The organism is Flavobacterium sp., from assembly GCF_036759525.1.
Taxonomy (GTDB): domain Bacteria; phylum Bacteroidota; class Bacteroidia; order Flavobacteriales; family Flavobacteriaceae; genus Flavobacterium.
Map to the genome: position 1 here is coordinate 35,491 of NZ_DAIOUN010000018.1, position 11,967 is coordinate 47,457.

General features: G+C 34.4%; 11 protein-coding genes. 1 reads left to right on the forward strand and 10 read right to left on the reverse strand.

The window, feature by feature from the left end:
• Positions 1-2 precede the first annotated feature (2 nt).
• The 10 genes from V7M80_RS11170 to xrtF form a co-directional block, all read right to left on the reverse strand.
• Positions 3-1,871, reverse strand: a complete 1,869-nt coding sequence (locus V7M80_RS11170) for a proton-conducting transporter transmembrane domain-containing protein (protein WP_333696150.1) — start codon at positions 1,869-1,871, stop codon at positions 3-5.
• Positions 1,864-4,368 carry a YbcC family protein gene (locus V7M80_RS11175; RefSeq protein ID WP_333696151.1) on the reverse strand — a complete coding sequence of 835 codons (2,505 nt, stop codon included), beginning with the start codon at positions 4,366-4,368 and terminating at the stop codon, positions 1,864-1,866. Before V7M80_RS11175 ends, V7M80_RS11170 begins: the two co-directional genes overlap by 8 nt.
• 70 nt (positions 4,369-4,438) lie before the next feature.
• Positions 4,439-4,825 carry a hypothetical protein gene (locus tag V7M80_RS11180; RefSeq protein WP_333696152.1) on the reverse strand — a complete coding sequence of 129 codons (387 nt, stop codon included), beginning with the start codon at positions 4,823-4,825 and terminating at the stop codon, positions 4,439-4,441.
• 93 nt (positions 4,826-4,918) lie between these two features.
• Positions 4,919-5,266, reverse strand: coding sequence for a heavy-metal-associated domain-containing protein (locus V7M80_RS11185; RefSeq protein ID WP_333696153.1), 348 nt, complete (start codon positions 5,264-5,266; stop codon positions 4,919-4,921).
• 48 nt (positions 5,267-5,314) lie between these two features.
• Positions 5,315-7,549: a TonB-dependent receptor gene (locus V7M80_RS11190; RefSeq protein WP_333696154.1), complete on the reverse strand. Its 2,235-nt coding sequence runs from the start codon at positions 7,547-7,549 to the stop codon at positions 5,315-5,317.
• Between the two features lie 62 nt (positions 7,550-7,611).
• Positions 7,612-8,028 (reverse strand): HYC_CC_PP family protein, encoded by a 417-nt coding sequence (locus V7M80_RS11195; RefSeq protein ID WP_333696155.1) that lies wholly within the window; start codon positions 8,026-8,028, stop codon positions 7,612-7,614.
• Between the two features lie 54 nt (positions 8,029-8,082).
• Positions 8,083-9,438: an MBL fold metallo-hydrolase gene (locus tag V7M80_RS11200; RefSeq protein WP_333696156.1), complete on the reverse strand. Its 1,356-nt coding sequence runs from the start codon at positions 9,436-9,438 to the stop codon at positions 8,083-8,085.
• Between the two features lie 3 nt (positions 9,439-9,441).
• Positions 9,442-10,275: an ATP cone domain-containing protein gene (locus V7M80_RS11205; protein WP_333696157.1), complete on the reverse strand. Its 834-nt coding sequence runs from the start codon at positions 10,273-10,275 to the stop codon at positions 9,442-9,444.
• A gap of 40 nt (positions 10,276-10,315) precedes the next feature.
• Positions 10,316-10,759, reverse strand: coding sequence for an exosortase F system-associated membrane protein (locus tag V7M80_RS11210; RefSeq protein WP_333696159.1), 444 nt, complete (start codon positions 10,757-10,759; stop codon positions 10,316-10,318).
• Positions 10,743-11,291: an exosortase family protein XrtF gene (xrtF, locus tag V7M80_RS11215; RefSeq protein ID WP_333696161.1), complete on the reverse strand. Its 549-nt coding sequence runs from the start codon at positions 11,289-11,291 to the stop codon at positions 10,743-10,745. Before xrtF ends, V7M80_RS11210 begins: the two co-directional genes overlap by 17 nt.
• Positions 11,292-11,362: 71 nt before the next feature.
• On the opposite strand from xrtF, the gene V7M80_RS11220 reads away from it, so the two are divergent.
• Entirely contained in the window at positions 11,363-11,818 is a 456-nt protein-coding gene (locus V7M80_RS11220; RefSeq protein ID WP_333696163.1) for a GAF domain-containing protein, read from the forward strand.
• The last annotated feature ends 149 nt before the right edge of the window (positions 11,819-11,967 follow it).

The window sequence follows — 11,967 nt, forward strand, 5'->3', positions numbered from 1 at the left end:
AATTAAGAGGAACGATAAGGTAATTCATGATAGGTTTTCACGTGAGGACCTAAAAATAAGCGAGCATAGATTCGAATACCGGCAAAACCGGAAACTACGAAACTAGAAGCAGCAAAAAAGGCTAAGAAAAGTTGATGGCTATCAATATGACTGAAAATCAAATCTTCACCTATAAATGTGGATGTAATTGGAAATCCGGTGATGCCGAGTGTGGCCAATAAAAAGAAAAAAGCAAATTTTGGATGTTCATAAACATGTCCCAAATATTGACTTATCAAGATTCTTCTTTCTAATTTTCTCAACTGAAGTAATGCTATATATCCAATTATTCCGGCAACTACAACACCCGCCAAATAATAAACAATTTCGCTTACACTCACTTTATCATTAAATACGATGGCCAGTGCAATCCAAAAATGATTCATGACAATCAGTATCCATGCTAGAAAAGGACTTTTACGTTCTGAAAACGATTTGAAAACAAAAACCAATCCGATGAATGCAAAAATTTCCGGCAGTATGTTGGCTATTTGACTGGGTAACTCAACTCTGAATTTATACATTAAAAATCCAATCAAATAAAGCGGAATAAAGAATAAATAAATTCTTTTGATGTTTAAAAAATCTAACGATTTGCCAATAATCTTTAATGGTCGCCAAAGCACTATATTCAAAAATCCTTCTAAATTGAATTCTTTTAAAGCCAAAATATACAAGGTATATTCTATTTTTTTGGGATACGAATCTTCAATGGCCTTCTCTTTGGGTTTATAATGATAAAACTGATCGCGAATCAAGTAACTAACTACTGAAGGAGAAACCAATAATTGATAGGTGCGTAAAAAAGCATTTCCGGCAAAGTGAATCAAAGCTAATGTTTCAAAACCTAAAGCAATTTCAATAAAAATAATCCCAATTTGTCCAATTGAACTATACGCCACTTGACTTTTTACGGATGATTGAACACGTGCCATTAATGAAGCCATTAAACTTGTGGTTAAGCCCATCAAACCAATTGCTATTCGAATGGCTGTTTGATGTTCCCAAAAAGGAAATGTTCGCAACATGAGAAAAACACCTAAATGAACAGACAATGAACCATAAAAAATGGCACTCGAAGGCGTTGGCCCTTCCATAGCTCGAGGTAACCACGACGAAAAAGGGATTTGAGCCGATTTTGCAGCCGCAGCACAAGCCAAACAAAGTGCAATGAATAGTCCGATAGTTGAATGATTTTGTAAATGCTCGCTCACCATTTCATAATTATTCAATTTCATGAAAGTTATGTTTTCATGAAACAAATGATGACTTGCCCACATGGCTAACAACAATCCCACATCGCCAATCCGATAAATCGAAAATACTTTAAAGGCATTTTTAACCGGAAGATAACGTTCTCTATAAAAAGCAATTAATAGAAAAGAAGAAATACCGATAATTTCCCAACCTATGAATAACGTTTCAAAGTTTCCGGATAATATCGCTAAATTATATCCGAAAAAGAAAAACAAAACGGTATTAAAAAAACGTTTGTATCCTTTTTCGCGATGCAAATAATACCGACTATAAGTGGTAATCATTGAGGTTAGTAAAGCTCCAATAAACAAATAAACGGCCGAAACTTTATCAAAATAAAAATCTATAAAAAACTCATAATGAGCGGTTTTTAAAACGGAAAGTTCCACCAAATTTAAATCGGAGGCTCCCTCAAACAACCACCAAATAATAAAGGCGGTAATTCCGATTAGCTGTATAAAAACAGTACCAAAAGCTATCCAGGAGATGGTTTTTTCTTTGGCTTCGGGTAAAAACAAACTGATGATAAAACCCAAAAACGGAAATAAAATAAAAAATTGCAAAAACTCATTCATGGCTCAAAACATTAGAAAGGATACTTACCGGAAGATTTTCTTTGGTAGATTCTGCCAGTTTTAATTCGTCAGCAATGAAATGGGGTTGCTGAATGGGTTCATATAATTCAAATTTTTCATTTGTAAATACATACGATTTTTTGGTTTCCGGATGAACCGCCACCAATTTTACCCAATCGTTTTGAAACCATTCATACGTGGCCGGATTTTTGGTAATGGCATACATTACTTTTTCCGGAAAATGTTCGGCTATCACTAACAATCGTAAAGGGTCATGTACTTCAATCATTTGACTAGGCAATCCGGGACGTAAATCGCCATCAATTCCGTTGGCTACCCCAATTAATCCCATCACATTGTGCGGTAATTTAGAGCCGGCTCCTAACTTTTGGTTATCAACTCTGGAAAAATAATATTCCAAATTGATGCCACCTCCTACCGGAGCAACCGCACCCAGTATCACGGCTAAATAATCACCTGATGGATCGACTTGATAATCATAGGAATTTAAAAACGAACGGCGGTCTAAAAAAAGCTGTTTAGACAAATTTCGCCTCCCAACAATGCACATTGCATTTGTAGCATGATTTAACTCCGGACGAGGTTCAAATAGGGAAACCGAGCGTAATTTTACTTTTTCATGCACTTTTTCCGGCGAAGCATTGGTATCAATGGTATCAAAACGTCTGGATCGCTCTTTGGCATTATTTTGTAAGGCTTTTGCAAACGTGATTTTATTTTGCTCATGTAATGCCTTATTTTCTTGACTCAAAATATCTTCGTCATAAAAAGCAATTTCATCACGTGTCGTATCATGCAGAGCCGGTAAAAACTGAGTTGAATCCGGAATTACAATTCCACGATCTTTCAGTATTGCTCTCACTTCAGGATGGTTTGCCGCAAAGCAGGCCACTTTTGCATTTACAGAACTAGGTCTACCCGAACAAGCTCCACAATCGTAACCCGCATAATGCGTATTGTTTACACTGGTTGCACCATGACCCACGACATAAACCAAAGAAGAAAAATTAGATACCAAACCGATACTTTTCAAAAGACCTTCTACTCGATGAGCCATTTCATCAATGGTAAAACCAACTTGTAGTTCGCCTTCTTTTTGAGAAGCATCTGTGTTTTCAATCACTAACTTCGATTTTTTATGCAAATGTTTAAAAGAGGCCGTGGTAGCAGGAGACATGGAAGGTTTGAAAATATTTAAAAACAATTTCCATGCAGATGAAAACCCTAAGGTTTGACTGATGATCCAACCTAAAAAGAGCGAATGCGATTGCTTGTGATAATGCAAATCTTTAGCTTGCTTTTTCTTTCTATGTTCTTCTTTTACTAAAAATTTTGGGGTAACCGGAGCCGGACATAATTTGGTATAGAATTTTCCATTGACCGGTTGGTAGAAAAACTCAAAATTAAAAAAGGCAGCCGTACCATAAGTTGCAGCTTTAACATCCAAATGCTCAATGTGTCTTCGGAACGAACATTCTCTGTCATCCATACAAAACAAACCTTGAAAACTTGGTATTGCTTGTTTAGGTTCTTCTTCCACCTTTTTTAAATTAGCTAAAACCGAATCATAAAAGGTCCATTCTAAAGCTTGTTGCCAAAGGGATAACACTTCAAACAGTTCATTGTAAGCAATACTATCAAACAATTCAAACGATTGATTTTCTACTTTAAATCCGAGTGGAGCCCAAATATCATGAAATTTAGTATCTAAGGTGTCTATTTCCAACAAAAGTTCCAGCTGAATCAATTCTTCTAAGGTAATTTTTTTCGAATCTAATAACGAATTTGGATTGCTTTCGATAGTTGCCACCATCCCACTCCAACCCGGATGACTGAATTGTTGGTCAAACAAATACGTTTCAAACAACGATTCTTTTCCAACCACAATTTCCAAAAGTTGCGTAATAGAAGCTTTTTCTTGTAATAGTTTTTTGGCTCGTGGGGACGAAAAAATTCCTTTAAATGTATTCTTTTCTAATTCTCTGATAGAAGACAAAAAACCTTTGTCATGAACCGGAAAATTCCAAATGGCAATACCTTGATCGAGGTAACTGCATAAAATTCGAAACAACAAACTATGCGTAGATTTTTCCAAATTGATGGCATAATGTTTTTTCCAATTGGAACGTAAACTGCCAATTCTAGGAGAAACCGATTCGTCATAGGATTGATGCAACATTTTATCTTTCCAAAAAGAGATTTCATCTTCTCCTTTTTGTTTCGAAATGATTCTATTTAACACGGCTTCCTGAATTTCACCTTTGGCAAAACGATTTCTAAAATCAGACAAAGGTAAATAGGTTTTATAGCCAAAAATAGTAGTAGCTTTTTGCAAGGCTTTAGGAAAAGGTAATTCTTGAAAAGCGTGCAAAGTATTATGATGCACAAAATCTTTTAACGGATTTTGGGCCGGTAAATAATGTGCTAGTTTATGAAGAACGGCAGGTTCATCAAAACCAATTGAATGTGTTTTCATTGAAAATGAAATAGATTAATACACAGTGAAGGTGGTAAGGTGTACCCTTACGATTCAATAAAATTGTGTATTAAGAAAGATGGAACTTCCACTTACAAAACAAATCGTAAAGCGGAAGATTGATTGCCTTGGCAAATTTTAATTTGGGAGAAATAGTAACATTAGCAACATAAGATGCACTATTAGTTACTGTTTTAAAAGAGATAAAATCGTAGTGAAATTCATCCGACTCCGAATCATTTTTCTCCAATTGATTCACCGCATTAAAAATAATGAGATGATCTTGTTGTGCATCAACTTCAGTACTTTTATGAGCTTGGATTAATTTTTTTACCGGTATAGTAGAGAAATCGGTAACTACATAACTTCTAACGAAACCGGAATATAAAAAGACAAAAAGCAACAATAAGGAAAAATATCCTTTGTGATGATTACATAAGTCTTTTACTGTTTTCAAACGAATGAAATTAGGAGTCAAATGTAAATGAAAATAGATTAACTAAAATCAAATTCAAAAAAAAATTCCGATAACGTTATCGGAATTTTAAATTTATTGTTTTCTATCAAACTTACAACAGCCATGAAGATTGTTATAGGCTTCATCTGAAGCTTTTACTTTGTCGGTATCATGACCTACTTTTGCTATAGCTTGGTGAATTTGATCAATTGTACATTTGGTCTCATCCAAAACCAAATGTAAATCATGATGATCTATATGCCATACGGCAGATTTCACACCTTTGACAGACAAAGCTGCTTTTTCGATACGTTTTTTACACATATCGCAATTGCCGTTTACTTCAATTTCATGTTTGGCATTTTTGTTTTTCTTTTCTTGTGCTTGAACTGAAATTCCTATTAAAGAAACCATCAGTACTAAAATTAATTTTTTCATCATATTATTAACTTTTGATATTGTTATTGTTATTGACTTCTGATATTGTTACTATTCAATTTTAAAACGCAATCCGGTGTAATACATTGCCCCAAAAACGGGAGCATATACCATTGAACTATCAAAATAGGGACCAAAAGGATCATTATTTCCTAAAATTGGATTTTTTTGTTGGTAATTGCCTAAGTTTTCAGCCCCTACATAAATTTCAAAGGTTTTGGAAAAGGTTTTGGTAATTTGAGCATTCATCACCGAAAACGGGTTGGCAAACTCCTGCAAACGAAATTCTTCGGGATTTGATTGTGTTTGAGGTAAGCGTTGTTTTCCCATCCAATTGTAGGTGAAATCAAATTTCCATTGTTGTCCTTTTTCTTTTACGTGTGTTTCATAGGCGATATTCGTAAAAAAACGATGTTTGGCTTGTAAAGGTCTTTCTATTTGTCCTATGGTATACGTAGTTTGCACATCATAAAATTTATAAGCTGTTCTGATATTGAAATGTTGTGCCAGTTCATAACTCAAATCTACTTGCAAACTATTCGCAAAGGATTTTCCATCCAAGTTATAAAAAAGTACTTGCTGCGGACTGTTATCCACATCAACAACTACTTGATTTTGGAAATCGGTTCGGTAAAAATCTACTGAAAACTCGGCTTCCTTGCCAAAAACTTTAAACCCCTGTAGGAAACTAAATCCATAATTCCAGGCAATTTCGGCATCTAAACCATAAATTCTACCTTGTGTATCCAGAATTTGAAATTGTCGAGACGATGCGAATAGCTGTTGGTTTTCAGCAAAAATATTGGCACTGCGTTTTCCTCTTCCGGCTGAAAGTCTGAAAGTAGTCTTTTCAAAAGGTTTGTATCGCAAATGGGCTCTAGGTGTTACAAAAACACCCAATCGATTGTGGTAATCTACTCTACCTCCCAAAACATAACTTAAGTCGTCATCATTGCAGTAGGTATATTCAAAAAAAGCACCAACGGAATTATCAATTCTACTAAAATCAATTTGATTTACATTTTCTGAGAATTGATCGTACGTGAAATTTAAACCTGTTGCAAATTTATGCAATGTATTACTCAAAATCGAATTGTAAACCAAATTGGAATAAAAACTGCGTTGCGTAATATCATATTCATTTAATCCAAAATACGAGTTTTGTTTATGGTAATTAAATGCATTTTGAAACCCAACTGATCGCCACGGAATTTCGGGAGATACATAGCCAATTTTAGATGAAATATCTAGCTTTTCCGTATTGATTTCAGAGCCCCAATTATTAGTAGTCCCTCTATCCCTATTCGGATCAAAATCAACTTGACCGGTTTGTTTTTCATCGTTCATATAACGAAAATTGATGAAGCTTACCCAGCCTTTTTCGGCATCGGTATATTGCCAACGGTTGATGGCGTTGATTTGTTTTCCGATAGGATTATCCAAAAAACCATCGTCATTCATATCGTTTTTAGCCACTCTGGCATTTCCGTGAAGGAACAAACTGGTGGCCCATTTATCTGTAACCTTTTTATTAAAATGAGTGTTCAATTCGAAACGTGAATCAGTTGACCCATAGGCATTCAAGAAAAATGGAATGTCATTGTGTGGCTTGATCATTTCGTAATTAATTTGACCCGAAATACTTTCAAAACCATTAGCAACCGAACCGGCACCTTTGGTTATCTGAATGCTTTCTACCCAGGTTCCGGGTACAAATGAAAGTCCGTAGGCTTGTGAAGCACCACGAATAGCCGGAATATTTTCCTCCGTCATTAAAATATAAGGACTTGTAAGACCCAACATTCTAATTTGACGACTTCCTGAAACCGCATCCGAAAAATTGACATCAATTGACGGATTGGTCTCAAAACTTTCTGACAAATTACAACAAGCTGCTTTGAGCAATTCTTTACTTGTCATAGTTTGTACGTTCGCTGGAGCTAAATAATTTTTTTGGAGTGATTTTCTTACTTTGATCAGCGTAACTTCATCCAAAGTAGTATCAAATTCTAAATTTTGGGTAATAAATTTAGGTTCTGTAATGGTTAAGTTAACGGTTTTAAAACCTACATAACTAATTACTAAAACCGTATTTTCGACTGAAAATGGAATAGAGAAATTTCCATTTTCATCAGAAACTGCACCAATTTGGGTGTTTTGCCAGTAAATATTGGCTCCTTGTAAAGGTTGGTTTGTATCGTAAGTGATTTTCCCTGTTACTTTTTCTTGTGCAAAAAACAAAGATGAAATCAACAAAAACACAAATCCTATAATTTGTTTTTTCATTAAAAAGTATTTTAAATTAAACGTGATTTTTTCACCAAAGTGAAATGTAGTTTAATCTAAAATCAGGCGTAAAAAACGTATTGAGAGTACAATTGATAGAGCGGCGGTGCATGAGCATCGCAATAATAATCTAAAATTTGATTATCAATTGACTCCTCGCTAGGAGTAAAAAAAGTAAATGCTAAAACGGGTAAAACCGAAACACAATCCAAATCAAAATGCAGTTGTTTGATCACCACATCATCCAAATCGGCTTGAATGGTTTCATCGGAACAACAACCGTCGTGGGTATCAGAAGAAATGGCACAACAAGCTTTTTCTTCAAGTTGAATATCCATCCCACAAGGTTCTTCCGTATTAAAAACAGAGGAAATAGAGGCAATTGTTTCTCCACAATAATGCACATTTAAAGCCAATCCGCTGGAAGTAATCAGCAGATAAAAAGCCATTAAAATACTTGTGCATTTTTTGAAATTCATGCTACAAAGTTACTTTTTTTTACATTAGTTTGATTAAAAAAAATGTTAATTGAATTAGATCTCAACTACTTGACCTAAAAGCGGCACCATAGCATCGTAACCGTATTGTTCAACAATCTTGGATCGCAACGTGTCGGCTGCTTCATTTTCGCCATGCACTAAAAATATTTTTTTAGGTTTTTGTTTTAAGTCGCTCAACCAATTGAGTAAATCTTTTTGGTCGCCATGAGCGGAAAGTCCTTCGACTAAAACCACTTCGGCTTCTACCGGATAATATTTTCCGAAAAACTTGATTTCTTTGGCACCTTCCAATAATTTACGCCCTCGAGTTCCTTCGGCTTGATAGCCAACCAGCATCACCGTATTTTCGGGTTTATCAATGTAGCGTTCAAGGTACGACAAAACTCTTCCTCCAGTAATCATTCCACTAGCGGCAATTACTACTTTGGGTCTTTTATCATAAATGGCATTGATGGTATCTTCATAATCGGAAATCATGCTAAACATGTTACACATTTCATCACATTCATGCGGATTCAATTTATGCCATTTCGGATTGTCATTAAAAACATCCAATACTTTAATTCCCATAGGTGTATCAATGATGTAAGGTACTTTTGGAATGCGATTTTGCAATCGCAATTGCCAAATCAAATACATCACCGTTTGTACTCGCTCTACGGCAAAACTGGGTATGACAACATTTCCGCCACGATTAATTGTTGTATTAATGGTTTTCTCAACATCAAACATTACATCGTTTTGAGGATGAACTCGATTTCCATAGGTAGATTCTAAAAAGATATAATCGCCCGATTTTGGTTTTTGAGGCGGATGCATGAGAACATCATCATCTTGACCCACATCCCCTGAAAAAATAAGCGTTTTTTCTTCGGCATGCAACGCAATAGAACAAGCCCCAAGAATATGTGAAGAAGGAAAAAATGTAAAATAACAGTCATCTGTTAATTTAATTTCCAAATTAGGTTCCACCACTCTAAAAAAGGGTGTTACTCGTTCTGCATCGGCTACTGAATAGAGTGGTTCGGCTGGATTATGTTTGGAAAAATGCTCTTGATTCGCTTTTGAAGCCTCTTCCTCTTGAATTTTGGCACTATCGGCTAAAATTAATTTTGAAATTTGCTTGGTTGGTGCAGTACAAAATATTTTACCTTTAAAGCCTTGTTTCACTAATAAAGGCAACCAACCACAATGATCAAGGTGACCGTGTGTAAGCAAAACAAAATCTATCGTTGAAGGATTGACAATCAAGGGTTGCCAGTTTAAATCTCGTAAAGATTTGATTCCTTGAAACAAACCACAATCTACTAAAATTCGGGTTTGATTGATTTCAATTAGTGTTTTTGAACCGGTAACTGTGCTTGTTCCTCCTAAAAAATGAATTTTCATGACTTAATGTATTGAAGTACACAATTGATTAACTTCTCGCAGGCAATTTTTTATTCTTTGTGGACTGATCTCAATTTTTTTTAACCAATCGGATTGCTGAATCAAATCTTGTACAGTAATAATTTCCTGCATTAATAATTTATCTTTTTCTGCCAAACTCAAAGTTGTTAAACACGTAACCGGATAAAGTTGCGTAGCATCAATTTTATTACGAATACTATTCCCTTTCGGAAAATCCCAACTCAGCAATTGAAGTCCGGAACATTGTCCAAATTGAATCGCATCTTCTGTAAAGCGATTATTGGTAACTATCCAACAATTATCAATAGAAAAAAACGAATTGAAAATCGGAAAATCTTTGTTTTTCAAATCGTTAAAACGAGATAAAATATAGAGTGGTACTTTTACATCGGTTTTTGCATCTTGGCTACCGTGAAATTTACACTCAATCATAGATACCGTGTTTTCTTTTTTGAGTAAAACATCAACTTCGTGTGAAATACATTTCCCATCCAATATCAAATTGGTTTGCGTTTGAAATCCTTCTTGTTGAAATAATTTAGCAATGAACTTTTCAAAATAAAATCCGGCAGGACCCAAATTCTGCACAGCAGATCGCAAATTATAACGAGCCGCATGAGCATTTGATAATTTTTTGAGTAATTGAAAAGCGAGCTTGTATATTTTTTTGGTGGGAATACCTTCGTAAAGCGTTTTTTCAATTTCAGACAAAATCCGATCTACCATAAGCTGATCAGCTCCAGATTTTTGAAGAGATTTTTCTAATTTGTCCTTATCAAAATGAACCAATTCGCCTGAAAACTTTGTAACTTTCATAGCTCCCAATTTCATACCTTAAAGATACAAAATTTTAGGGTTAAATCTGTCTCTTTTGAAAATAAAAAGCAGGTATAAACAAGACAAGGAATAAAGGTTGAATCAAAAATCTTCGGACGTAGAATAATACAAAATTACTGTTTTGATCTCCAAAATTTAAGAGGCAAATGAATACCAAAAACAATATTAAACCAAAAGAGGCATACAAGAAACCCGTAAATTTGAGCAAGGATAAATCTTTAAACAAAACGTAAATTACCATTAGAGAAATAACTGAATTAAGCACGTACCTTGAGACTGTACTCAATCCCAATTTTAATAAATCAAACTCCGGAAAAGGCATCTCCAAATAATCATTTTTGAAATAAATTAAAAAAGGATCATAAAAAAGGGTTTGTTCAAAGAACCGAATTCCAACAAAAAGCAGGACAAACAAAAACAACAGACCGTATTTAAACAAGGGCATGTTACGATTTTTTTCCATGAACAGAAAATTTAGTTACCCAAACCACCCACAACAAAAAAACGATTCCATAGATAATTAACGGAAAAACCACTCCGTGAATAAAATGCTCGTATTTAGGATAATGCAGCAAGGCAATAGCAACCAAGGCAATCCGTACAACATTTAAAAAATATATCAATAAACTTCCCATAACGATAAAAAGCAGAGTAGACTTTAACTTCCCTTTAAAAGCTATTATAAAACTACAAAACAAAAGAATAACACTAATTGCATTACATCCTTCTACTACACGGGCAACATAAACACCATTTACAAATAACTTGATAGATTTTTGTTTCAAATGCGGGAATTGTTCGGCTTGATATCCCAAAAAAGAAATTAACTTTTGAGTTTGATTAGCCACCTCTTGCGTAATAAAATCAACTTCAAAAGGTATCGAATTATAGAAACTCAAGTAATACTTGTAAAGCAATCCAAGAATGGCATAACTTAGGATAAATTTGACCAAAAAAGCTAAAAAAGGTTTATAAGCCTCAAAATATTTTTTCATGAACCTATTTTTAACAAAAATATATAAATTAACGGGTTTTTGATACTCTATATTTGCAAAAAAAAATGAGTATGAACTTTGAAAATTTAAAACCCGGAATAATTGAAATACTTCAAAATCCATCACAAGATAGAGAAGAAAAGCTCCAAAATTTATGTCAGTTTTTACAAGACCAGGTTTCCTATTACAATTGGGTAGGTTTCTATTTTGCAAATACAGATAATCAAACCTTGCATTTAGGTCCATACGTTGGAGCCCCAACCGATCATACTGTAATTCCTTTCGGAAAAGGGATTTGTGGTCAAGTAGCCGTTTCCAATCAAAATTTTGTAGTGCCTGATGTAAGTGCACAAGACAATTATATTGCTTGTAGTTTTACTGTAAAATCAGAAATAGTAGTTCCCCTTTTTGTAAACGGCGAAAACATTGGTCAAATTGACATAGACAGTCATGTTTTAGATCCCTTTAGTGAGAGTGACGAACGCTTTTTAGAATTTGTAAACAAAGAAGTCGCAAAGTTGTTTTAGAAAAAACTTGTTCATTCCAAAAATAAAACTACCTTTGCACACGAATTGGAAAAAACACAATTCATACATAATAATCATTTAAATAATATTGGAATGTATTTAACTAAAGAAACAAAAGCTGAAATCTTCGCAAAACACGGAGGAAAAGC

Excerpts from the sequence above, each read along its gene's own strand:
- V7M80_RS11170 (WP_333696150.1), bottom strand. The coding sequence starts at position 1,871 with ATGAATGAGTTTTTGCAATTTTTTATTTTATTTCCGTTTTTGGGTTTT.
- V7M80_RS11175 (WP_333696151.1), bottom strand. The coding sequence starts at position 4,368 with ATGAAAACACATTCAATTGGTTTTGATGAACCTGCCGTTCTTCATAAA.
- V7M80_RS11185 (WP_333696153.1), bottom strand. The coding sequence starts at position 5,266 with ATGATGAAAAAATTAATTTTAGTACTGATGGTTTCTTTAATAGGAATT.
- V7M80_RS11190 (WP_333696154.1), bottom strand. The coding sequence starts at position 7,549 with ATGAAAAAACAAATTATAGGATTTGTGTTTTTGTTGATTTCATCTTTG.
- V7M80_RS11195 (WP_333696155.1), bottom strand. The coding sequence starts at position 8,028 with ATGAATTTCAAAAAATGCACAAGTATTTTAATGGCTTTTTATCTGCTG.
- V7M80_RS11200 (WP_333696156.1), bottom strand. The coding sequence starts at position 9,438 with ATGAAAATTCATTTTTTAGGAGGAACAAGCACAGTTACCGGTTCAAAA.
- V7M80_RS11205 (WP_333696157.1), bottom strand. The coding sequence starts at position 10,275 with ATGAAAGTTACAAAGTTTTCAGGCGAATTGGTTCATTTTGATAAGGAC.
- V7M80_RS11210 (WP_333696159.1), bottom strand. The coding sequence starts at position 10,759 with ATGGAAAAAAATCGTAACATGCCCTTGTTTAAATACGGTCTGTTGTTT.
- xrtF (WP_333696161.1), bottom strand. The coding sequence starts at position 11,291 with ATGAAAAAATATTTTGAGGCTTATAAACCTTTTTTAGCTTTTTTGGTC.
- V7M80_RS11220 (WP_333696163.1), top strand. The coding sequence starts at position 11,363 with ATGAACTTTGAAAATTTAAAACCCGGAATAATTGAAATACTTCAAAAT.